At 69.9% G+C, this 23,630-nt stretch carries 19 protein-coding genes; 11 read left to right on the plus strand and 8 right to left on the minus strand.

Features of this window, described 5'->3' with window-relative positions:
* The first annotated feature begins 201 nt into the window (after positions 1-201).
* The 8 genes from ACZ7LE_RS00440 (at position 202) to ACZ7LE_RS00475 (ending at position 11,223) form a co-directional block, all read left to right on the plus strand.
* On the plus strand, positions 202-837 hold the full coding sequence (locus ACZ7LE_RS00440) for an NUDIX hydrolase (protein ID WP_470401454.1): 636 nt from the start codon (positions 202-204) through the stop codon (positions 835-837).
* Entirely contained in the window at positions 834-3,077 is a 2,244-nt protein-coding gene (locus ACZ7LE_RS00445) for a DUF6049 family protein (RefSeq protein WP_470401455.1), read from the plus strand. Before ACZ7LE_RS00440 ends, ACZ7LE_RS00445 begins: the two co-directional genes overlap by 4 nt.
* 85 nt (positions 3,078-3,162) lie before the next feature.
* Positions 3,163-4,893 carry a murein biosynthesis integral membrane protein MurJ gene (gene murJ / locus ACZ7LE_RS00450; RefSeq protein WP_470401456.1) on the plus strand — a complete coding sequence of 577 codons (1,731 nt, stop codon included), beginning with the start codon at positions 3,163-3,165 and terminating at the stop codon, positions 4,891-4,893.
* Positions 4,894-5,062: 169 nt separating this feature from the next.
* Positions 5,063-6,934, plus strand: coding sequence for a protein kinase family protein (locus tag ACZ7LE_RS00455; protein WP_470401457.1), 1,872 nt, complete (start codon positions 5,063-5,065; stop codon positions 6,932-6,934).
* Positions 6,935-7,175: 241 nt separating this feature from the next.
* Positions 7,176-8,171: a thioredoxin-disulfide reductase gene (gene trxB / locus ACZ7LE_RS00460; protein ID WP_470401458.1), complete on the plus strand. Its 996-nt coding sequence runs from the start codon at positions 7,176-7,178 to the stop codon at positions 8,169-8,171.
* Positions 8,172-8,239: 68 nt separating this feature from the next.
* Positions 8,240-8,566 (plus strand): thioredoxin, encoded by a 327-nt coding sequence (gene trxA / locus ACZ7LE_RS00465; RefSeq protein WP_377227371.1) that lies wholly within the window; start codon positions 8,240-8,242, stop codon positions 8,564-8,566.
* Positions 8,567-8,788: 222 nt separating this feature from the next.
* A complete protein-coding gene (locus ACZ7LE_RS00470) occupies positions 8,789-10,099 on the plus strand; it encodes an aminotransferase-like domain-containing protein (RefSeq protein WP_470401459.1) in 1,311 nt (436 codons plus the stop codon).
* Positions 10,100-10,197: 98 nt separating this feature from the next.
* Positions 10,198-11,223, plus strand: a complete 1,026-nt coding sequence (locus ACZ7LE_RS00475; protein WP_470401460.1) for a D-alanine--D-alanine ligase family protein — start codon at positions 10,198-10,200, stop codon at positions 11,221-11,223.
* A gap of 120 nt (positions 11,224-11,343) precedes the next feature.
* Here the strand turns inward: ACZ7LE_RS00475 and ACZ7LE_RS00480 are convergent, their stop codons facing one another.
* Positions 11,344-12,624 (minus strand): ParB/RepB/Spo0J family partition protein, encoded by a 1,281-nt coding sequence (locus ACZ7LE_RS00480; RefSeq protein WP_470401461.1) that lies wholly within the window; start codon positions 12,622-12,624, stop codon positions 11,344-11,346.
* A 94-nt stretch (positions 12,625-12,718) separates the two neighbouring features.
* On the minus strand, positions 12,719-14,482 hold the full coding sequence (locus tag ACZ7LE_RS00485) for a ParA family protein (RefSeq protein ID WP_470401462.1): 1,764 nt from the start codon (positions 14,480-14,482) through the stop codon (positions 12,719-12,721).
* Positions 14,483-15,871: 1,389 nt separating this feature from the next.
* Here ACZ7LE_RS00485 and ACZ7LE_RS00490 point away from each other — a divergent pair.
* Positions 15,872-16,369 carry a hypothetical protein gene (locus ACZ7LE_RS00490; protein WP_470401463.1) on the plus strand — a complete coding sequence of 166 codons (498 nt, stop codon included), beginning with the start codon at positions 15,872-15,874 and terminating at the stop codon, positions 16,367-16,369.
* A 112-nt stretch (positions 16,370-16,481) separates the two neighbouring features.
* Here ACZ7LE_RS00490 and rsmG read toward each other — a convergent pair whose 3' ends face one another.
* The 6 genes from rsmG to rpmH form a co-directional block, all read right to left on the minus strand.
* On the minus strand, positions 16,482-17,153 hold the full coding sequence (gene rsmG, locus ACZ7LE_RS00495; protein ID WP_470401464.1) for a 16S rRNA (guanine(527)-N(7))-methyltransferase RsmG: 672 nt from the start codon (positions 17,151-17,153) through the stop codon (positions 16,482-16,484).
* Positions 17,154-17,264: 111 nt separating this feature from the next.
* Positions 17,265-17,816 carry a Jag family protein gene (locus ACZ7LE_RS00500; RefSeq protein WP_377234796.1) on the minus strand — a complete coding sequence of 184 codons (552 nt, stop codon included), beginning with the start codon at positions 17,814-17,816 and terminating at the stop codon, positions 17,265-17,267.
* Positions 17,817-17,827: 11 nt separating this feature from the next.
* Positions 17,828-19,036, minus strand: a complete 1,209-nt coding sequence (yidC, locus tag ACZ7LE_RS00505) for a membrane protein insertase YidC (protein ID WP_470401465.1) — start codon at positions 19,034-19,036, stop codon at positions 17,828-17,830.
* Between the two features lie 83 nt (positions 19,037-19,119).
* On the minus strand, positions 19,120-19,428 hold the full coding sequence (gene yidD / locus ACZ7LE_RS00510; protein ID WP_285100560.1) for a membrane protein insertion efficiency factor YidD: 309 nt from the start codon (positions 19,426-19,428) through the stop codon (positions 19,120-19,122).
* Entirely contained in the window at positions 19,425-19,802 is a 378-nt protein-coding gene (gene rnpA / locus ACZ7LE_RS00515; RefSeq protein ID WP_470401466.1) for a ribonuclease P protein component, read from the minus strand. Before rnpA ends, yidD begins: the two co-directional genes overlap by 4 nt.
* Positions 19,803-19,805: 3 nt before the next feature.
* Positions 19,806-19,943 carry a 50S ribosomal protein L34 gene (gene rpmH, locus ACZ7LE_RS00520; protein ID WP_010849920.1) on the minus strand — a complete coding sequence of 46 codons (138 nt, stop codon included), beginning with the start codon at positions 19,941-19,943 and terminating at the stop codon, positions 19,806-19,808.
* Positions 19,944-20,375: 432 nt separating this feature from the next.
* Between rpmH and dnaA the strand changes: the two genes are divergently transcribed.
* On the plus strand, positions 20,376-21,812 hold the full coding sequence (gene dnaA / locus ACZ7LE_RS00525; protein ID WP_108492793.1) for a chromosomal replication initiator protein DnaA: 1,437 nt from the start codon (positions 20,376-20,378) through the stop codon (positions 21,810-21,812).
* A gap of 659 nt (positions 21,813-22,471) precedes the next feature.
* Positions 22,472-23,605, plus strand: coding sequence for a DNA polymerase III subunit beta (gene dnaN, locus ACZ7LE_RS00530; RefSeq protein WP_470401467.1), 1,134 nt, complete (start codon positions 22,472-22,474; stop codon positions 23,603-23,605).
* Positions 23,606-23,630: the final 25 nt, after the last annotated feature.

Below are 23,630 nucleotides of genomic sequence, written 5' to 3' on the forward strand. Positions count from 1 at the left end.
ACCCGCCGCACTCTCGTCAGGCAACTGCGAAGCACGCGCCGGCCCCCGCGAGGCCCCAGCGAGGCCCCGCGAAGCCCTCGTGCGGGCCCGCCGCGCCCTCATGCGGACATGGTGCGGACGTGCCGGGGCGACCCGGTGCCCGAAACCGCCCGCACCCCGCGCCTGACCAGATCAACGGTGGTCAGTCGGTAGTGTTGGGGCATGTCCACCCCTGTTCCGGCGAGCGACCGACCAGACGGTCGCCCGGAGGTGCCCACGCCGCCCGGCGGGGCGCCGCTGCGGGTGAATCCTGCCCGGCGTGCCGCCGCGACGAGCGCCCCGGTACATCTGCCGATCGTGGACGAGACGTCGGCCGGCGGGCTCGTCCTGCGCGCCGAGTCCGACCGGCCCGAGGAGTTCAGCGCGGCGGTGCTGCTGCGCCGCAACCGCACGGGCCGCCTGGAGTGGTGCCTCCCCAAGGGGCACCTGGAGGGCCGCGAGACGCCGCAGGAGGCCGCGATCCGCGAGATCCGCGAGGAGACCGGGATCCGCGGCTCGATCCAGGCCGAGCTCGGCGTGATCGACTACTGGTTCACCGGTGAGGACCGGCGGGTGCACAAGGTGGTGCACCATTACCTCTTGCGCGCGGAAGGCGGTCACCTGACCGTGGAGAACGATCCGGACGGCGAAGCCGAGGACGCTCTCTGGGTCAGGGTCGACGAGCTCGCCGAGCGTTTGTCGTACCCGAACGAGCAGCGACTGGCCGCGGCCGCCCTGGATCTCCTCGTCTCGTCGAGGAACCTCCGGGACGCACTGCGCGCCGACGCCTTCCCCACGGAGCGCCCAGACCTGCCATGACGCAGCACGCCGACTTCTCCCGCAGTCCCGCCCGCAACCGGGCGGCCCGCCGTACCGGCGCGCTCGGCGCCGTGCTCCTGGCGGGCGCGCTGCTCGTCGGGTCCACGCTGCCCGCGGCCTGGGCCACCGGTCCGACGGCGGCGCGCACCACTGCGGACGCCGCCGCCCAGCCGCTCGCCACGACCGCGGCCACTGCCGGGTCGCTCGACGTCGCGGTCACCGACATCTCGCACCCCGTCTCGCACCCGGGGGACGAGGTGACCATCCGAGCGAAGGTCACCAACACGAGCGACGCCACGGTGTCCGACGCGGAGGCCCAGCTCACCATCGACTACGTGGCGATCACCTCGCGCACGGAGATCGAGGAGTGGGTCACGGCCGACCTGTACGACGAGGCCCGGGGCAGGCCCATCGCGAAGCCGATCGGCGACCTCGCGCCGGGCGCGTCCAAGAACGTCTCGTTCACCTACGACCCGGGTGCCGAGACCTTCAAGGGCTTCGGCGCGCGCAAGCTCGCCGTCGCCGCCGGCGACGCCACGGGTCGCCTCGGCATCGCGCGCTCGTTCCTCGTGTACGACGCCGACGGCCTGGAGCGCGAACCCATGCAGGTCAGCGTCCTGGCCGCGGTCACGAGCCCCGCCGTCGACCCGGCCGACCCGAGCACCGCGGAGCTGGAGCTGGCCCAGCAGGCCGCCTCCGGCCAGCGGCTCGACGGCGTGCTGCAGGTCGCGGAGAGCACCACGCTGTCGCTGGCGATCGACCCCGACACCATCGCCGTGGCCGCGGCCTCGGACGACCCGGCGCTCATCGAGTGGTCCGAGCGCATGACGACGGCCGCCGCGAGCACGACCACGTACTCCCTCCCCAGCCACGACCCCGACCTCGCCGCGCTCGCCCACGCGAACGTGCGCACCACCGGCGCGCGCAGCTTCCTCCAGGCGCCGCGCAAGGGGAACTGGGAGGTCCCGGAGGCCTGGCAGGACAACATGTCCTGGCCCGCGGACGGCGTCGTGCCCGACGTCGAGACCCTCGGCCTCGGGGTCGCGGCGAAGCGCGGGCACGCCGTCGTCGGCAGCGGCGGGCTCGCGTACGAGGGCGCCGGCACCGTGACGGGGCGGGCGGACGTCCGCACGCCGTCCGGCATGGCGCGCGCGGTCGTGGCCGACACCAACCTCACGCGGACCTTCCTCGCCGCCACCGACCTGTCGGGCGCGGACGACGTGACGTCCACGGAGAGCTCCGCCTCGACGAATGCCGCCAGCACCGCGTCCACCCCGACCGAGGGCGCGCAGCGGCTCCTCGCGGAGACGGCCGCCGTCGTGACCCAGACGCCGGTCGACCCGCCGTCGTTGACCATCGTCGCGCCGCGGACCTGGACGCCCGACGCCGAGGGCGCGAGCAAGATCCTGAACGAGCTCGACGACGCGAGCTGGGTCGACGTCACGACCATCGACACGCTGTTCGCGCAGGACGCCCCGGACGTCTCCCGCACCGCCCTCTCGAAGCGCACGGTGGCCAAGGGCGAGCTCGGCGCGACGAACGTCGCGGCCCTGGAGCGGGCGCGCGACGCCGTCGTGACGTTCTCGTCGGTCGCCGTCGACCACTCCTCCCAGATCTGGCGGCCGGGTGTCACTCGCCTGATCGCCCCGCTCGCCGTCGCGCACCGCGCCGACACCGGGCTCCGGGAGGCGCTCGTCAAGCAGACCCTGGAGGCGTCGAACGCCCTCACGCAGCAGTCCGTGACCGTGGTGCCGCGCCAGGACGTCAACTTCATCACGGACAAGGGCAACATCCCGGTGCGCGTGCGCAACACCCTCGGCGTGGACGCGACCGTGACGGTGGTGCTGCGCCCCGACCACCCGCGCCTGACCGTCGACGCACGCAGCACCGAGGTCATCCCCGCGGGCCAGGAGATGGACGTGCAGGTACCGGTGCGGGCCATCGGCTCGGGCGACGTCGCCGTGACCGCGCAGGTGCTCACCCCGACCGGCGCCAAGATCAGCGACGACTCGTCGTTCCAGGTCCGCGTCCGCGCGGGCTGGGAGGAGCTCGGCACCTGGATCGCCGCCGGCCTTGTCGCGCTGCTGTTCCTGTCCGGGATCTGGCGCACCGTGCGTCGCGGCCGTTCCCCGTACCGTGCCACCAGCAAGGACGTCGAGGAGGCGACCGGTGCGGCCGCCGAGGCTCCGGAGCCGGCCCCCGCGGCAAGAGCGGACTCCGTGGCTGCCCGGGCAGAGTAATGTTTCGGCCGCCGCACACGTCTGCCGAACAGCGCCGGGCAGGGGCCCAGACCACGGGAGTAGTCGCTTGACCCAGGAGAACGCCGTGACCGCACCGACCGACCCCGCGTCGGATCCCAGCGCCGAGGCCGCGGGCGGGCCGGGTACGCCCGCGACGCCCCCGTCGTCGACCAGCAGCCTGGGGCGCAACTCGATCGTGATGGCGGCCGGCACGGCCGCGTCCCGCCTCGGTGGCCTGGTCCGCAACATGATGCTGGTGGCCGCCATCGGTTCCGCGGGCACGGTCGCGAACGCGTTCGACGTCGCGAACAAGCTGCCCAACGTCCTGTTCGCGATCCTGGCCGGCGGCATGCTGAACGCCGTCCTGGTGCCGCAGATCGTCAAGGCGTTCCGCGCGCACAACGCGCAGGAGCGCGTCGACAAGCTGCTCACCGTCTCGGCAGTCGGCATCCTCGCCATCACCGCCGTCCTGACCGGCGCCGCCGCGTGGGTCGTGATGCTCTACACGGACGGCTGGTCGGCCGAGCAGCTCGCGCTCGGCACCGTCTTCGCGTACTGGTGCATCCCCCAGCTCTTCTTCTACGGCCTGTACACGCTCCTGGGCCAGGTGCTGAACGCCCGCGAGCAGTTCGGTCCGTTCATGTGGGCGCCGGTGGCCAACAACGTGGTCTCGGTGATCGGCTTCGCCGTGTTCCTGATCGTGTTCGGCGGTGCCCCCGACACGGGCATCAACGATGTCTCCGAGTGGAACACCCCGCGCACGATCCTCCTGGCCGGCACGGCCACGCTCGGCATCGTGGCGCAGGCCCTGGTGCTGCTCGTGCCGCTGCTGCGCTCCGGCTTCCGCTGGAACCTCCGCCTGGGTCTGCGGGGCATCGGCCTTCGCTCGGCCGGGGCCGTCGCCCTGTGGACGTTCGCGGCCGTGGTCCTGGAGCAGGCGGGCGTCCTCTACCTGACCCGGGTCGCGTCCGAGGCCGGCGCCGCGAGCACGCCCACGGATGCGATCGCAGGTAACGGCTCCTACACCCAGGCGCTCCTGATCTACCTGCTGCCCCACTCGCTCGTCACGGTCTCCATCGCGACGGCCCTGTTCACGGGGATCAGCAAGGCCGCGCAGGCGGGCGACACCGACCGGGTCCGCGACGACCTCTCCCTGGGCCTGCGCACCATCGGCGTCTTCACCGTCTTCGCGACGGCAGCCCTCGTCGTGCTCGCCGGTCCGGCCACGGCGTTCATCGTCCCGACCGCGGGCGAGGAGGGCACGGCGCTCATCGCGCCCGTCCTCGTCGCGCTGTCGTTCGGGCTGGTGCCGCTCGGCGGCATGGCGCTCATGAAGTGGGTCTTCTACGCCTACGAGGACGGCCGCTCGGTCTTCTGGATCACCGTGCCGTCCACGGTCGCCCTCGTGGCCGGCCTGGTCGCGGCGCAGATCTGGCTGCCGATCGAACTCTGGGTCATCGCGGCAGGTGGGGCCTACGCCCTGTCCAACTGGATCACGGTGCTGCTCCGCACGGGCGGCCTCAAGCGCAAGCTCGGCGGGCGCCTCGACGGCGGTCGCATCTTCATGCTGCACGCCAAGACGGTGCTCGCCGCGGCGGTCGCCGGCGGCGCCGGATGGGGCGTCTACCAGCTGGTCGGCGGGTTCGACGTCCTCTCGTTCGGCAAGGGCTGGTTGTTCACGATGCTCAGTGGCCTCTGGGTGACGGCGCTCTGCGGCCTGGTGATGCTCGCCGTCTACGTTCTGCTCCTGCGCCTGCTGCGCGTCGAGGAGCTCAACGGGCTGCTCGGCCCGGTCCTCGCGCGCCTGCGGCGCTGATCCGCCCCGCCGTCGTACAGGAAGCGCAGCCCGCGCGCGTGGGCTGCGCTTTCGTACATACGGACGATGCCTCGGCGGGTGGGCAGCGGTTCCGCGTAGCATGGCGACGGTGCGTGACGGTCGCGGTCACGTACCTGCTAATGTCCCCCGACCGAGCGAGGAGGTCCGCGTGAGCACTGTCGAACCTGGCACCGTGCTGGTCGAGAGATACCGGCTGCGCCAGCAGGCGTCCACCGACCTTGCCGCGGCGACCGCCTGGGAGGCGCACGACCTGATCCTGGACCGCGAGGTCCGCGTCACCCTTGTGACCGGGCCTTATACCGGTGACGCCTTGGACGCCGCCCGGCGTGCGGCGCTCGTGACGGACCCCCGCCTGGTCCGCGTGCTCGACGCCGGGTCCGACGCCGACGGACGCAAGTACGTGGTCACCGAGCCCTACACCGGCACCACGCTGACCCAGATCATCTCGAGCGGCCTCGTGGACGAGCAGCAGGCCCGCGCGATCGTCGGCGAGGCTGCCGGCGCCCTCGCCGTCGCGCACGCCCGCGGCGTGCACCACGCCGCGCTCCGCCCGGAGGCCGTACGGGTCGACGGCCACCAGGTCCGCGTCACGGGCCTCGGGCTCGACGGCGGGCTCGCCTCCGGCGACACGCTCAACGTCAAGCCCGCGGAGCTCGACGCCCAGGGCCTCGTGGCTCTCCTCTACTACGCGATGACGGCGCGCTGGCCCGGCCAGGACCTCGAGGCCGACTGGATCGCGAAGGACACCCTGATCCCGCTGCCCGCGCAGCTCGACGACTCCGGCGCCGTGGCGCCTCTTTCCAGCTTGGTCCCGCACGTGGACACCGAGATCGACGGCCTGGTGGCCCGGACGTTCGACGCGTCCGGCGGCACCGAAGGGCCGAAGAACCCCGACGACGTCACCGCGGCTCTCCAGCCGTGGGGAGAGGTTTCCGTAGTGGCATCGCTGCCTGGATTCGTGCAGCCCGAGCCGGAGGAGCCGCGGCGGCAGTCCATCGCCGACGCCTTCGGAGGCGAAGGAGCTCCGCCCGCGCGGCGCCCCGTCACCGGCCGGATCGCACGTACCGACGAGACAATGGCCATGGGGGCGGGCGGCAACGTGCCCGCCGGCTATCCCGAGCCCCAGAACGACTACACCTACGAACCCCAGGCCTACGGGCAGCACGCGCCTGTGCCTCCCCCGCCGCCCGAGGCGGCGCCGGCCGGCTACCCGCCGGCAGGCTACGACCAGTACGGCCAGCCCGTCGCACCGGCCCAGCCCGGGTACGACCAGTACGCGCAGCAACAGCAGCCGCCGCAGCAGTACCCCCCGCAGTCCTACGCGCCGGGCGGCTACGACCCGAACTCTGGCGGCTACTACGAGCAGGACGGCGGTTTCGCCACCCAGCCCGCGCCCAAGCGTGGCGGCGTCAACCCGACGCCTATCGTGCTCGGGCTCGTCGGCGTGGCCGTCGTGGCGGGCCTCATCTGGGCCATCAACGCCGTCCTCTCGCCGACCCCCGACGTGATCGCCGACGCGACCCCGTCACCGACAGTCTCCACCTCCGCGGGTGCGGACGGGGGCAGCAGCGAGCCGTCGGCGCCGACCGAGACCGAGGCACGTCCGGTGATCGACTCCGGGACGCTCCTGGGCGAGCTCGACTGGGAGGGCAGCACCCTCGACCACCCCGAGGCGGTGGAGCGGGCCTTCGACACGGACCCGGCCACGTTCTACTTCACGACCACCTACCAGCGGGCGGCGTTCGGCGGGTTCAAGGACTTCCTGGGCATGGAGCTGCGGCTCCGCGAGCCGGCGTCGGTCTCCAAGATCGAGCTGCTCACGAACACCCCCGGGGGCAAGGTGCAGATCCTCAAGGGTGGCGAGGGCGGCGAGGTGCTCGCCGAGGGCACCTTCGCGGAGACCACCACCTTCGAGCTGCCGGAGCCCGTCGTGAGCGACTCGTTCACGATCTGGGTCACCGAGCTGCCGCAGGTCTCGGACGGCTTCCGGCTCGAGCTGAGCGAGGTCGTGCTGAGCTGACCGACGGTCGTCGCCGACGACCACGAACTGACGGCCACAAGCAGTACGGAACGCCGGCAGGTCCGAACCACATCACGTCGATGGTTCGTTCCCGCCGGCGTTCTTTCGTGACAGGATCGGCTCGGATACAGAACGCATCGACGGATGTCGATGTTGTGTGGCGAGATTCACGTCCACGACCGAGCCCCAGGGGACCTGGGCTGGAACACTGGGACCCGCTCGCGTGTTGTTGCGTGTGCCCATGGAACTCGAGGAGAACACCTTGACCGATCAGACCACCGCTCCGGCCGCCGGCACCACCGACGCCCCCGTGCTCGACGTCGTAGTCGTCGGGTCCGGTCCCGCGGGATACACCGCGGCCATCTACGCGGCTCGCGCCGGCTTCGCGCCCGTGGTCATCGCGGGTTCGGTCACCGCGGGCGGCGCCCTCATGAACACCACCGAGGTCGAGAACTTCCCCGGCTTCCCCGCCGGCATCCAGGGTCCTGACCTGATGGACGCCATGCGGGAGCAGGCGGAGAAGTTCGGCGCCAAGGTCATCTGGGACGACGCGGAGCAGGTCGAGCTGACCGGCGACGTCAAGACGATCGTGACGGGCGGCGGCGACACCTACCGCGCCCGCTCCGTGATCCTGGCGACCGGCTCGGCCTACCGCGAGCTGGGGCTGCCCGACGAGAAGCGGCTCTCCGGCCGCGGTGTCTCGTGGTGTGCCACCTGTGACGGCTTCTTCTTCCGCGACCAGGACATCGCCGTCGTCGGCGGTGGCGACTCCGCGATGGAGGAGGCGACGTTCCTGACCCGGTTCGCCTCGAAGGTCACCGTGGTGCACCGCCGCGACGACCTGCGCGCCTCGAAGATCATGGCGGAGCGTGCCGCCGCGGACCCGAAGATCGAGTTCGCGTGGAACAGCGAGATCGCCGGCATCACGGGCGACGACAAGGTCGCCGGGCTCAGCCTGCGCGACACCGTCACCGGCGAGGTCCGGGACCTGGACGCGACCGGCCTGTTCGTCGCGATCGGTCACGAGCCCCGCACCGACCTGGTCAAGGGTCAGGTCGACCTCGACGAGAACGGCTACATCCTCGTGGAGGGCCGGAGCACCCGCACCAACCTTCCCGGCGTCTTCGCCTGCGGCGACGCCGTCGACCACACCTACCGCCAGGCGATCACGGCCGCCGGCTCGGGCTGCTCCGCGGCGCTCGACGCCCAGGCGTTCCTCGACTCGCTGAACGACTGATCTCCGGCCGGCTGCCACCGGCCGCGCCCCACTGGGCCCCCACGGGGCCATGAACAAGGAGATGCTGGATGAGCACCATCAAGGTCACCGACGACACCTTCAAGAGCGAGGTCCTCGACTCTGACATTCCCGTCTTCGTGGACTTCTGGGCTACCTGGTGCGGCCCGTGCCGCATGGTGGCGCCCATCCTCGAGGAGCTTTCCGACGAGTACGAGGGCAAGATCAAGATCGTCAAGATCGACACCGACGAGAACCGGCAGACCGCCATGGACTACGGCATCGTCTCGATCCCGACGCTCAACGTCTACAAGGGCGGCGAGGTCGTGAAGTCGATCATCGGCGCGCGTCCGAAGCGCGCGCTGACCGAGGAGATCGACGAGGTCCTCGCAGGCTGACCCGCCTGCCCTCCGCGTGATCGAGCGCGTGTCCGGCCCACCCCGCACGGGGTGCGGCACCGGGCACGCGCTCTTCGTTCGTCCTGGTCCGGACCGGTGGGCCGGTGCACTGGTCCGGCGCCCTGCTTCGACGCCTGGCTCGGCACGGGAGCCGCGTAGTCTCACCGTTTCGCCACGAACGGGTACTGGGCCGAGCACACGGTGCGTGCGAGACTGGCGGGCGTGAACGAGCTTCCCGAGACTGCCGGTAACCGCCTCGACCCGTGGTTCGGTTCGTACGCGGCGCGAGCGCACGGCATGCGCGCCTCGGAGATCCGAGCGCTCTTCTCGGTGGCCAACCGCCCCGAGGTCGTGTCTCTGGCCGGCGGGATGCCGTACTTGGAAGGCCTGCCGCTCGACGTCATCGCCGACGCGATGCAGCGCCTCATCGTCACCAAGGGCACGACAGCGCTCCAGTACGGCTCAGGCCAGGGCGAGGAGGTGCTCCGCGAGCACATCACCCAGGTCGTCGCGCTCGAGGGCGTCTCCGCCCACCCCGACGACGTCGTGGTCACCACCGGCTCGCAGTCCGCGCTCGACCTCGTGACCCGCATCTTCGTGGACCCGGGCGACGTGGTCCTCGCGGAGGCGCCGTCGTACGTGGGTGCGCTGGGGGTCTTTCGGTCCTACCAGGCCGACGTCGTCCAGGTGCCGCTCGATGCCGACGGCCTGGTCCCGGCGGAGCTGGACGCCACGCTGACCCGGTTGGCGGCCGAGGGCCGGCGCGTGAAGTTCCTGTACACCGTGCCGACCTTCCAGAACCCCGCCGGCGTCTCGCTCTCCGTCGAGCGGCGCCCCCAGATCCTGGAGATCTGCCGCCGGCACGGCGTGCTCGTGGTGGAGGACAACCCGTACGGGCTGCTCGGGTTCGACACCGAGCCGATGCCGGCGCTGCGTTCCTACGACACCGACGGCGTGCTGTACCTCGGTTCGTTCTCCAAGACGTTCGCGCCGGGCTACCGCGTCGGCTTCGTGATCGCGCCGCACGCGGTGCGCGACAAGCTCGTGCTTGCCAGCGAGTCCGCAGTGCTGTCCCCCTCGAACGCCTCCCAGCTCGCCGTGGCCACGTATCTGGAGACCTGCGACTGGAAGGCCCAGATCAAGGCGTACCGCGAGACCTACCGCGAGCGGCGTGACGCGCTGGTGGGGGCACTCGGTGAGTACCTGCCCCGGGCGTCGTGGAACGTGCCGCAGGGCGGTTTCTTCGTGTGGGTGCGGTTGCCGGAGGGCCTCGACGCGCGGGCGATGCTGCCTCGCGCCGTCACGGCCCGCGTCGCGTACGTCCCGGGCACGGCGTTCTACTACGACGGCAGCGGCTCCGACCACATGCGCCTGTCGTTCTGCTTCCCCACCCCGGAACGGATCCGGGAGGGTGTGCGGCGGCTGGCCGGCGTCGTCAACGGCGAGTCCGAGCTGGTGCAGATCTTCGGCACCTCCGGCCAGCCCGGCACCGGCCCGGACGACGTCGAGGGCCCTGCTCCCGACCTGGCGTGAGCCCCCGACGCTCGACGGACGCGCAGGTCACCCCGGTGACCTGCGCGTCTGACACGATGGCAGCTGACCGTTCCCCGTCCCGACCGAGTGAGTCCTCGATGACCAGTTCCGCCCCCGTCCCGACCGAGCCGGCCGCGCCAGGCGCACCCCTCGACCCCGAGCCGCACGACGCCGGGCGCCGCTCGCCCCTGGTGGTCGTCCTCGCCGGTGGCCTGTCGCACGAGCGGGACGTCTCCCTGCGCTCCGGGCGCCGGGTCGCCGAGGCGCTGCGCGCCACCGGCCTGGAGGTCCTGCTGCACGACGTCGACGCCGACCTCCTGTCGTTCCTGCGCACGACCCGGCCCGACGTCGTCTGGCCGCTGCTGCACGGCGCCTCCGGTGAGGACGGCTCCGTGCGCGACGTGCTCGACATGGTCGGTCTGCCGTACGTGGGCACCGGGCCGCGCGCGAGCCGCGTCGTCTGGAACAAGCCGATCTCGAAGGCCGCGCTGCTCGACGCCGGGCTCGCGACGCCGGACTACGTGACGCTCCCCCAGAGCCTGTTCCGGGACCTCGGCGCGCAGCCGGTGCTCGACACGATCCTGCGGCGCATCGGCCTTCCCCTGGTGGTCAAGCCCACCGAGGGCGGCTCGGCGCTCGGCGTCACGGTCGTGACCCGCGCCGAGGACCTGCCGCGCGCGATGGTGGAGTGCTTCGCATACGGCGAGACGGCGCTGGTCGAGCGCGCGATCGACGGTGTGGAGCTCGCGGTCAGCGTGATCGAGGGGGCCGACGGTCCCGAGGCCCTCCCTGCGGTGGAGATCGTGGCCGATGGCGGATACGACTACGCCGCACGCTACGTGGCCGGCGAGACCGAGTTCTTCGCGCCTGCCCGGCTCACCCCGCAGCAGGCTGACCTGGTGTCGGACGTGGCGGTGCGCGCACATCGTGCCCTGCACCTGCGGCACCTCTCGCGCACCGACATGATTCTCGACCGGTCCGGCACGGCGCACGTGCTCGAGGTGAATGTCGCGCCAGGTATGACGGAGATGTCACTTCTGCCCCAGGCGGTTGCCGCGAGCGGGCACGACCTGTCGACGCTGTACCGGGCGATCATCGACACGGCCCTGGTGTCCGCGCGGTAGCAGGTCGTTCTCGTACGTCCGGGCCTGCCGAGGTGTGTCGGCAGGCCCGGTAAGGGCTCAGGGCCGGCACCCTCGTGAGTGCCGGCCCTGAGCCTTGTGTCTGTCCGTTGCGCGGGTGCGTCAGTCCTCGGCGGCCGGTCGCAGCAGTCCGCGCTCCTCGGGTGCCATGACGTTGAGGATGCGATTGAGGTCCTCGACCGAGGCGAACTCGACGGTCATGCGGCCCTTGTTCTTGCCGAGCGCCACCTTGACCCGCGTCTCGAAGCGGTCGGAGAGCCGGGTCGCCAGCTCGTCGACCGCCTCGCTGCGCGTGCCGGCCCGCGGCGTCTTGCGCGCCTTCGTGCCGTTGCCGTCGGACTCCGTGAGCATCACGATCTCCTCGGTCGCCCGGACCGAGAGACCTTCCGACACGATGCGCTGCGCGAGGCGTTCGATCTCCGCACCGTCGCTCAGGCCGAGCAGGGCACGCGCGTGGCCTGCCGAGAGCACGCCCGCGGCGACGCGGCGCTGCACCAGCGGGGGCAGGCGCAGCAGCCGGAGGGTGTTGGAGATCTGCGGACGACTGCGCGCGATCCGGTTCGCCAGCTCCTCGTGCGTGCAGTCGAAGTCGTCGAGCAGCTGGCGGTACGCGGCGGCCTCTTCGAGCGGGTTCAGGTTCGAGCGGTGCAGGTTTTCCAGGAGCGCGTCCCGGAGCATGTCGCCGTCGTCGGTGTCGCGAACGATCGCCGGGATGGTCTCCAGCTCGGCGGCCTGTGTGGCGCGCCAGCGCCGCTCGCCCATGATGAGCTCGTACTCCCCCGGGTGCTCCTTGTCCGGGCGGACGACGATCGGCTGGAGAACACCGATCTCCTTGATCGAGTCGACCAGTTCGTCGAGGTCGCCCTCGTCGAAGACCGTGCGCGGCTGCCAGGTGTTCGGCCGGATGGCGGTGACGGGCAGCTCCGCGAACCGCGCGCCCGGCACGGGGACGAGGTCCGGTGTTTCACGTGAAACGGCTTCGGGTGCGCTCTCCTCCCGGCTGAAGAACGCATCGTCCAGCGCCGACGCCCCGGTGCCCTCGCTCGCCTCGTTGGCGACCGACAGCCGGCCGCTGGCGATCGCGGAGTCCCACTTCACCGTGCTCGGACGCGGTCCCGTGTTCTTGGGAGCGGCCTTCTTCTCCGTGACCTGCTCAGGAGCCTGATCCCCGATCGTCTCGGCGGAGACGGCGCCCACGGGCACCTCGTCGGCCGGGGTCTCGACAGGAGCCGGACGCTCCTCGACGACGGTAGCGACCGAGCCGCCCAGCGCGCTGTCCGCGCCGTCCGACTCCCCAGCTCCGGAAGCCCGCTCGTCCAGCTCTGGACCCGTCGGGATCAGGGCGCCCAGGCCCCGCCCGAGCCCGCGTCGCTTCGCAGTCATCGTGTCTCCTCGTAGGTTCCGGTCCAGCGCGGAGCGCGGACGGGCTTCATCTCCAACACAAGATGCAACGCATCTCGTTCGTCACTGCCGAGCATCAGTCCTGCGCCCCGACCGGCTCCGCCTTCAGCGCGCGGCGCGGGCTCGATCCGCCCTGGCCACGCTCGGCCAGCTCTCGGGACGCCTGAAGATACGCGAGTGCCCCCGTGGATGTCGCGTCGTAGGTCATCACCGTCTGGCCGTAGCTCGGCGCCTCGGAGATCCGCACCGACCGCGGGATCGTCGTCTTGAACGTCTCGGCGGGAAAGTGCGACCGCACCTCCCCTGCCACCTGTTGCGCCAGGTTGGTCCGACCGTCATACATCGTCAGCAGGATGGACGAGACCCGGAGCTCCGGGTTGAGGTGGGAGCGGATCAGGTCGATGGTCTTGAGCAGCTGGCTCAGGCCCTCGAGCGCGTAGTACTCGCACTGGACAGGGATGAAGACCTCCCGGCCCGCGACGAACGCGTTCACCGTCAGGAGGCCGAGGCTCGGCGGGCAGTCGATGAGCACGTAGTCGATGCGCTCCTCCCCTGCGGCGACTCGGTCGGCCAGGTACTTGTCGAGCGCCTTGCGGAGTCGCGTTTCACGTGAAACAAGAGAGATCAGCTCGATCTCAGAACCCGACAGATCGATCGTGGCGGGAACGCCCCAGAGGTTCGGGATGTCCGGGCACTGCTGAATCGTGTTCGCCAGCGGCTCGCCCTCGACGAGGATCTCGTAGACCGAGGGCGTCCCCGCCCGGTGCTCGATCCCGAGCGCCGTCGAGGCATTGCCCTGCGGGTCGTTGTCGATCACGAGGACGTTCAGGCCGGACTGCGCGAGCCCGGCCGCGATGTTGACCGTGGTGGTCGTCTTGCCGACGCCACCCTTCTGGTTGGCGACCGTGATGATGCGGGTCTTCGGCGGGCGCGGGAACTTCCGCCCTTGCAGTTCGATGCGTCGGCGAGCGTCCATTGCGAGCTCGGCGGCGACAGGAGTCGTCTCGTCAACGGCCGGGACGGTCGCGATGAGGGCCGATCGCCGCTCGTCATCGCCACCGTGCGGGCCGCCCGTGGGCTGCTGAGTGCCATGGGGCGTCTGCACGGACCCGGTCGTTTCACGTGAAACACCGGGAGCGGAGAGGCTCTGCACAGGAATCGGATCCGTCACGCGGACACTGTAATCGCTGGCCCCCGCTTCTGGCTTGGCCTCGGGGTCGGTTTCTCCGTCGAAATGTGTGAATTCGGCGTCGACAAAGTCGACCATTTCGTCGTCGACCGTCATGGTCGCCGAGCCGATCACCGCGGGGGCAGCGTTCACTGCCGCGTCGAGTGCCTCACTCGCCCGCTTGATCGCATCTGCCGGAATCGGACGGCGCGAGGGCAGTTCCTCCATCAGATCCGGGTCGTGCGCCACTGCCTCTGACAGGGCCGGCACCTCGACCTGCTCCGGCGCCGGCTCCAGCACTTCCGTCATCTCGTCGATCTCCAGTACCTCTGCCACCTTCGTGGCGTCGTCGTCGTCGGCCGCTGCCGACCTCGTCACGGATTCGATCAGTTGGCTGAGCTCAGCCACGTTCTTTCCCTCGGGATCCGGCTTGTCCTGGCCCCATACCTCGTCACGCGGCCGACCCGTCACGATCTCGGCGGGCGGTGGTGCCATGTCCTGGGACGACGGCACACTGGTGTCCTCGGCCGGGCCCTCCTCCGAACTCTCCAGGAACGTCGCTCCCGACGCCGGAGCGTCGGTCGCCCCCTGGTTCGTCCCGGCAGCGGCCTCGCCGCCCCGCTCCTCTTCAGCCGAGGTCCTGGACGTGCCGGGCGCAGTTCCGTCGCTCACCGCCCCGGTTGCCGAGACAAACGCCGCGGAGTGTGCCTGTGTCGCTGCGTCAGCCTGCGCCTGGGCGCTGGAGGCCCGGGTGCTGTTCCCGGCGTCGTCCGGAGTGTCGCTCCCCGCGCGGAGCGTGGCCCCGGTCTGGGCGCCGTCCGGTGCGGCGCTGCCCGGGACGTCCTCGGAGGCGTCACTCGCGTTTCCGTTCAGGACGGCGACGGCGGACGATCCATCCCTGGACTCGTCCGGGACCCAGCGCGGTCCGTTGCCCTCGGCAGCTGCTGCGCCCGCCGCCGTTTCCTCGGCCGGAGGTTCAGCCGAAGGTGTGCTGGGTGCTGACGCCGCCGCCGGTTCGACCTCCGCCGGAGGCCCATCGGTCACCCCTGCTGCAGAGGGCGCCGTAGACGGCGCCGCTCGTGACGTGGAGTCCACAGGAGTGGCGTCCGGGACCCCCGCCGCCGATTCCGAAGCGGACGAGTCGGGCGTATCTGCCTTCGCGGCGGACGCCGCCAGAGCCGCAGCCGCCGCCGCTCGCTTGGACTTTCGTCTGAAGAAGCACACCCGTGTAACGCTACGGTCGGGTCCCTGTTCGAGCGTGCCGAAACGCCGTCGCGAAGGCGATCAGATCCTGTTCGACGGCCGAGGCGCACCGATGCGCTCCGTCGGGTCTGGAACCCTGCGAACCAAGCCGAGAGAGGTTGACCGCCACTCCGTCTCGCACGCACGGCCGATCGCATGCTCGTCGTTTCCCAGGCGGCCATCGCTCGGTTTCACGTGAAACGCCTCCGGCGCACCACGTGGATCCTGGGCGGCTGGGCATACCCGCTCCGCCCCGCTTCACGCCAGCTCGCTTGTTTCACGTGAAACGGGCTCAGACCGCATGCCTCATCGTCCCCGGGTCCAGGACTTACGACAGGCAGCAGCAGGTACCTCCGCGGCCCCTGGCTCCGGCTCGCCATTCCCTGGCGGACGGCGAAGCTGGGGCCTGTCCCGGCTCGGCTGGGACCCGATCGACTTCGGCTCGTCCGACTCGGCCTCGATCTGGCCCGCCAGGACGTGATCTGACTCGGCGCGGCCGGGTCTGGCTCCCTCGCGGCTCGACCCCGTCCCGGCGCAACTCCGTCCCGGCGCAACTCCGGCCCAGCGTGGCTCCGGCCCGACTCCGGCTCGACCAAACTCCGTGCCGGCCCGCCTCCGTCCCGATCTACCGCCGCTCAGGTCCGCCCAGCTCTTCAGGCTTGTCCCGCCCGCACGGTCTGGCTCCGCGGCTGGCGCCACCCCAGGTCAGCACCCCGCCAGTCCGCCGCCGCTATGTCAGAACTGGTATGCCCAGAACTATCCCGTCTCCACCTATCCTCGAATCGCCCAGGTACGTCTGACTCCACGCAGGGAGGCGTCTTGTCCGGACCCATCACCCGAGCCACCGCACTGATCACTGCGTTCACCACAGCGCTCGTGCTCGCCTTCGCGGCCCCCGCCAGCGCCGCGACGTTCCTCACTCACGCACAGGCGACCGCCCAGCTCAGCGCAGCTGGCATCTCCTGGACGTCGAGCGGCGGATGCAGCAATCGGAACGTCGCCACATGCACCTCCTTCGACCAGGTGCGGCAGACCACGATCGACGGGATCAAGACGCTCCACTCGGCCAGCGGATGCGCCATCACCATCACCGGCGGCACCGAGACCGGACACTCCAGCGGCACCTACAGCCACTGGAACGGCTACAAGCTCGACACCCGGCAGAGCACCTGCCTCGACAGCTATATCAGCAACAACTTCACGTACGTCGGATACATCTCCGGCTGGGGCTACCAGTACCGCTCCGGCGCCGGGAATCTCTACACCGACGAGGGCAACCACTGGGACATCCTCTACTACAACTGCGGAGGCTGCTGAGCCCGGCAGGCCGGCCCGGCCGCGCAGCACGGGACCCTTCGAGAACCAGGAACGGGAGCGATCGCCAGAGGCGATCGCTCCCGTTCCACGTGAAACATGACTGCCCGAAAACCTACTTCCCGCGGCGCACCCGGACGATCGTCGTCGTCTCGACGCCCTCCACCGTGGCCCCCTCGAGAATCTCCGGATCCCCCGTTGCGTACTTCCGCAGGACCTTTCGTGCCGGCTCGATCTCCTGAGCCACGTTGCGTCCCTTGAGGATCACCAGCTCGCCGCCCACCCGGACAAGGGGCATGCTCATCCGGACCAGCTTCGACAGCGCGGCGACCGCCCGCGAGGTGACGGCGTCCGCCTCGAAGGCGCCGTGATACTCCTCGGCTCGCCCACGCTTGATCTCGACGTTCGCCAGCCCGAGCTCGGCCACGACCTCGGCCAGCCATGTCGTCCGGCGCTCCATCGGCTCCACCAGGATCACCTGCAGCTCGGGCCGCATCACCGCGATCACGATGCCCGGCAGTCCGGCGCCCGATCCGATGTCGGCGACCGAACCGGCCGCGGGAAGGTACGGGACGACGGCCGCCGAGTTGAGGATGTGCCGCTCCCAGATGCGCGGTACCTCCCGAGGACCGATCAGTCCACGCAGCTCCCCCTGATCACGGAGCAGCTCCGCGAAGCGCACGACGCCGTCGTAGGCGTCGCCCAGGTACGCCCTGACAGCAGCACTGGCACCCAGCGTCTCGCCGTCGAACACCTCGACGTCGGTCGAGCCGGCTTCCCCTTCCACGTCCGAACCTTCCACGTCCGTCCCTCCACTCGCTGTCAAAAGAAGCCAAACACACCGAGGGCCGGTGCACGTCCTCGGGACGCGCACCGGCCCTCGGCCGAAACCATCGGATCAGTCGGTGACCGCGGCCGTCCCGGCCGGCTGGACCACGACGTACCGCTCCGGCTCGACACCGCGCGAGTCGCTGACCAGGCCGGCAGCAGCGACGGCGTCGTGCACGACCTTTCGCTCGAACGCGTTGAGCGGCTCGAGCTCGACCTCGGCGCCGGACTCCTGCACCTGCTCGACGGCCCGCTCGGCGATCCGCGTGAGCTCGACACGACGCGCCGCCCGGTAACCGCCGATGTCGAGCATCAGCCGGCTCCGGTCCCCCGTCCGGGTCTGCACCGCCAGGCGGGTGAGCTCCTGCATCGCGTCGAGCACCTCACCCTCGCGACCGATCAGGTGCGCGAGCGACTCGGGGTCGTCCGCGACCACCTCGACCGCCGCGCGGTCGTGCTTGATGTCCAGGTCGATGTCGCCGTCGAGGTCGGCGATGTCGAGGAACTCCTCGAGGTAGTCGGCGGCGATCTCGCCCTCCTCCTCGAGGCGCTTGGTGCGGTCCTCCGGATCCGCGACCGTGGCCGCGGGATCGGGTGCGGCCGTACCTGTGCTCGCGTTCATCGCGTCTCCTCCTACTTCTTCTGCTTGCGCTTGCCCGACGACGCCGGGGTCGCCCCAGGCGCGGTGCCGGACGGCTTGGGCTTCGATCCGGGCTGCGTGCTGGACTGCTTGGGTGAGCCGGACTGCTTCGGCGTACCGGACTGCTTGGACCCGCTCGACTGCTTCGACGTGCCGACCTGCTGCTTGCCGGTCGAGCCGTCGGCCGGCGCGTCGGTGGCGTCCTGCGGAGCGGCCTGTGCGATCGCCGGGCGCGCGGGCTCCGGACGGGTCCCGCCCTTCTGCCGGTTCTTCCGCTTGGGCTGGACGCGCTGGCCGCTCTTCGGCTCCTCTACCACCGGGACGTCCTCTTCGATGACCCGGCCGTTCTTGGCAGCCTTCTTCGCGGCCTTGGCAGCCTGCCGCTCCTTCATCTGCTTCTCGGCGACGGAACCAGGCGTCGGCATCCGCTTGATCGTGTAGTACTGCTGGCCCATGGACCACAGGTTGGTGACGGTCCAGTAGATCAGCACACCGACCGGGAAGTTCACGCCGGAGATCGCGAAGACGATCGGCAGCATGTAGAGCATCAGCTTCTGCGTCTGCGCCATCGGGCCCTCGAGAGCCGACGGCGGCATGTTCTTCATCGTCAGCTGGCGCTGCGTCGTGAAGGTCGTGACGCTCATCGCGACGATCAGCACGATCACCACGATGCGCGAGGTCATCGAGTCGGTCTGCAGGAAGACGTCGCTCAGCTGCGCACCGAACAGCGTCGACGACTCGATGTCGCTCGCGACCTCACGGGTGATCGGGCCGATCGGATCCTGCGCACCGGTCGAGATCGGCTCCAGACCGTTGAGCACCCGGAAGAGTGCGAAGAAGATCGGCGACTGCAGCAGGATCGGCATGCACGAGGCGAACGGGTTGGTCCCGTGCTTCCGGTACAGCTCCATGGTCTCGCGAGTCATGTTCTCGCGGGACGCCGGGTCCGTCTTGCCCTTGTACTTCTTCTGCACGGCCTGCAGCTCGGGCTGGATCATCTGCATCCCGCGCGAAGCCTTGATCTGCTTGAAGAACAGCGGGATGAGCAGCACACGGATCACGATCACCAGTGCGACGATCGACAGCACCCACGCGGTCCCTGGGCCGCTGGACATCCCCAGCGTCGTGAACAGCCAGTGTGACCCGTACATGATCCAGGCCACGACCCACTCGATGGGGTAGAGGAAGGCGAAGAAGTCCATCGGTCAAGAAGCTCCAGAGTTGGTGACGCGAAGTCTGCGGTAGGTGCGAGGGGGTCGTGTACGGCGGCACGAGCCGAGGCAGGTCAGCTCTCGGCGTGAGTGTGCGTGCCGCGCGCGGGCGGCACGTCGTCCACGCCGCCGAGACTCCACGGGTTGCACCGCAGCAGGCGCCACAGCGCGAGACCGAGCCCGCGCAGCGCACCGTGGCGACGCAGCGCGATCAGGGCGTACTGCGAGCAGGACGGGTAGTACTTGCAGCTCGGGGGGCTCATCGGGCTGATGAACGCCTGGTAGAACCGGACCATCCCCACAAGGAGGGTCACCGGGAGCCGACCGATCAGCGATGGCTCACGCGTCGGCGCCTCACCCTCGGGGGCAGGGATGGTGGTCATCTCTTCCCGTCTCCGGAGACGCGCGCGACAGCGCGCCGTAAGCACGAGTCGAGGTCGCGGTCGAGATCCGCGTAGGTCGCGTCTGCCGACGGCGGCAGCGCGCGCACCACCGCACGAGCGGAGCTGGGCAGCACGGAGAGCTGGCCGAACGCGGCGGCACGGAGCCGACGCTTCACCAGGTTGCGCTGCACGGAGTTACCCACAGCCTTGGAAACGACAAAACCGACCTGTGGAGTTCCCGATCCTGCGTCCTGGACGTTTTCGTCCGGAACCAGGAGGTGAACCACCAAGGTCGATCGACCTGCGCGCGTGCCGCGGCGCACCGTCCGCTCGAAGTCGACGGAACGGCGCAAACGGTGCGCCGCGGGCAACATGGCTCAGGCTGAGAGCTCGGCGCGACCCTTACGCCGGCGAGCTGCCAGGATGGCGCGGCCGGCACGGGTGCGCATGCGCAGCCGGAAGCCGTGGGTCTTCGCACGGCGGCGGTTGTTCGGCTGGAAGGTCCGCTTGCTCACGAGGTACTCCAAGAACGTCGGGGTAGGCACACCGTCTGTCCTCGACGATGCAGTGAATGGTGGTCGCTCAGTAGTTCGATCGACCGAGCCGACCCGGGGCCTGGCCCATCGGTCCTGGCCGACGTCGGAGGACGTGGCTCGAATCCGTGTATGGGCGCGCAGAAGTACCTGGAACGGCTGTCTGACGTTACGCCGGGCGGGGCCCCCGGGTCAAACCAGAACCGCAGGATCATGCGTGTCGGACGCGCCACACCGCGCGCCTCGCCGGCCTACCCCGCCGGCCCGTCCTGCCTGGCTACGTACCACTTACCCAGGCATGATCCGCGCCATCCACAACCTGTGGACAACTGTGTGGACGGTGCCTCATCATGGCAGACTCCAACACACCCCCAGCGTCGCGCACCACCCCACGCACGAGACTAAGGAAAGCCAGTGGCCAACCCGGACGAGAACATCGGCGATGTCTGGGCGCAGACCCTGACAGCGCTCGAGGCCCGGCCCGACATGAGCCCCCGGCAGCTCGCCTTCATCCGTCTCGCCAAGCCCATGGCTGTGCTGGACGACATGGTCTTCATCGCCGTCCCTCACGAGCAGACGCGGACCTACCTGGAGACGGCCGTCCGCGACGACCTGGTCTCCGCGATGTCGTCGGTCCTGGGACGCGACGTCCGCTTCGGTATCACCGTGGACCCCGAGCTGAGCAGCAGCACGCTCGCCGGCCCGTCCCAGATCTCCGGCCCGGCGGCTCTCTCCCTCGAGCACGAGCCCCCGGAGCCCGAGCAGGCGCAGATGCCGATCGCGCCGCAGCCCGCGCCCAAACCGTCGGCCGAGCCCACCCGACTGAACCCGAAGTACATCTTCGAGACGTTCGTCATCGGCTCGTCCAACCGGTTCGCGCATGCGGCGGCCGTCGCCGTGGCAGAGGCTCCGGCCAAGGCGTACAACCCGCTCTTCATCTACGGCGACTCGGGACTGGGCAAGACCCACCTGCTGCACGCCATCGGGCACTACGTCCACAACCTCTATCCACACATCCGCGTGCGGTACGTGAACTCCGAGGAGTTCACGAACGACTTCATCAACAGCATCGGTGAGGGCAAGGCGGGCGCGTTCCAACGCCGGTACCGCGACGTCGACGTGCTCCTCATCGACGACATCCAGTTCCTGCAGGGCAAGGAACAGACGATGGAGGAGTTCTTCCACACCTTCAACGCGCTGCACAACGCGAACAAGCAGGTCGTGATCACGTCCGACGTCCCGCCCAAGCAGCTCAACGGCTTCGAGGACCGGCTACGGTCCCGGTTCGAGTGGGGTCTCATCACCGACGTCCAGCCCCCGGACCTGGAGACGCGCATCGCGATCATGCGCAAGAAGGCTGCCAGCGAGCACCTCGACGTGCCGGCTGACGTTCTCTCCTACATCGGCTCGCGGATCTCGACGAACATCCGTGAGCTCGAGGGCGCACTCATCCGGGTCACCGCGTTCGCCAACCTCAATCGCCAGCAGGTCGACCTGGCACTCGCCGAGATCGTCCTGAAGGACCTCATCACGGACGACGACGACACCGCGGAGATCACACCCGCAGTCGTGATCGCGCAGACGGCCGCCTACTTCGGCCTCACCATCGACGACCTGTGCGGCTCGTCGCGGTCACGCGTGCTCGTCACCGCCCGGCAGATCGCCATGTACCTGTGCCGTGAGCTCACCGACCTGTCACTTCCCAAGATCGGGCAGCAGTTCGGCGGCCGCGACCACACGACGGTCATGCACGCGAACAAGAAGATCGCCGGCCAGATGGCGGAGCGCCGCTCGACCTACAACCAGGTCACCGAGCTCACGAGCCGGATCAAGCAGCAGCAGCGCGGCTGACACGTCGCACCTCACACGTGCAGCCTTCCCTGGCCTCGTGCTGCCCGAAAATCCGGGCATAGAACCCACTTCCACACCTTTCAACACCCCTGTGCACAGCCGGACCGGTGCGCGGGGGTGTTGCGTATACGCACCTCCACAGGACTGTCCACATGCAGATCGGCGAATTCCTTGGGCTCTCCATCGCTTGTCCCCAGCGCTGTGGACACAACCTGTGCAGAACCTACGGCGTCGCGCTGACCAGCCGATACACACCTGGGGACAAGCCTGTGGACGGGTGTGGACAAGCGCCTGTTTTCTGTGGGCGACGAGACCCCGATCGGTGGACAGCCTGTGTGTAAAAACTGGCCGTCCACAGCGGTCCCCAGTTCATGCACAGATAGCCCCACAGCTCCTCCACAGGAGAAAATGGCCTCTGACCTGCGGAAAGACACGATTTCCCCAGTTTCCACAACACCTACTACTACGACGACAGTTATCTATCAGGGGGAATCCACGCGCCTTCATAAGCCGGTCGAGCGCCTCGGCTACCCGTTCGAACACTAGTACGAGTTGTGCCGGAAAGTCCATCCACAGCCTGGACCTATCGAGTGCCGAGAGGTCCCCAACTCGCGTAGGGTTTCCCTCGACAGCCCAGGAACAAGAGGAGATGTAACGGCATGAAGTTCAGGGTCGAGCGCGACGTTCTCGCCGATGCCGTGACATGGACCGCTCGTACGCTCCCCACGCGCCCGCCGGCACCGGTGCTTGCCGGTGTCCGGATCGAAGCCGACCCGCAGGGCGTCATCAACCTCGCGAGCTTCGACTACGAGACGTCCGCGCGCTCCGAGATCCCCGCCGAGGTGGCGGAGCCGGGCACCGTGCTGGTCTCCGGTCGGCTGCTCGCCGAGATCTCTCGCGCGCTGCCCAACAAGCCTGTGGATGTCGCGCTCGAGGGCAACAAGGTCGTCGTCACCTGTGGGGCCAGCCGATTCACACTTCTCACCATGCCTGTGGACGAGTACCCGGCGCTGCCGGGGCTCCCCGAGGTCAGCGGCACGGTGTCGGGTGACGCGTTCACCCACGCCGTCGCCCAGGTGACCGTCGCCGCCAGCCGCGACGACACGCTCCCCCTGCTGACCGGTGTACGCGTCGAGATCGAGGGCGAGCGCATCACCCTCCTGTCCACCGACCGCTACCGCCTGGCGCTCCGCGAGCTGACGTGGACCCCGGCCACGCCGGGCTTCTCTGCCGTCGCGCTCGTGCGGGCACGCACGCTCAACGACGTCGCCAAGTCGCTCGGCTCGGGCGGCGGACTCGTGAACGTCGGCCTGTCCACAGGCCAGGGCCTCGACCTCGTCGGGTTCGAGGCCGGCGGCCGGCAGACCACCTCCCAGCTCGTCGACGGTGACTACCCCGCCGTCCGCCGCCTGTTCCCGGACAGCACGCCCATCCACGCCGTCGTCGCCACAGCCCCGCTGATCGAGGCGGCGAAGCGCGTGAGCCTGGTCGCGGAGCGCAACACGCCGATCCGGCTCTCGTTCAGCGAGGGGCAGGTCGTGCTGGATGCCGGCCAGGGGGACGACGCACAGGCCTCCGAGGCGCTGGAGGCAGTCCTGGTCGGTGAGGACATCGCGGTCGCGTTCAACCCGCAGTTCCTCCTCGACGGCCTGGGCGCCCTGGGCACGGACTTCGTCCGGCTGTCCTTCACGCACCCGAACAAGCCGGTCGAGTTCACCGGTCAGGGCAGCCTGGACGGCGAGGACGACTCCGCCTACCGGTACCTGCTGGTGCCGATCCGCTTCACCGGCTGACGAGCTCGACGCACCGTCCTGATCG

Source organism: Promicromonospora sp. NPDC110617 (assembly GCF_055598465.1).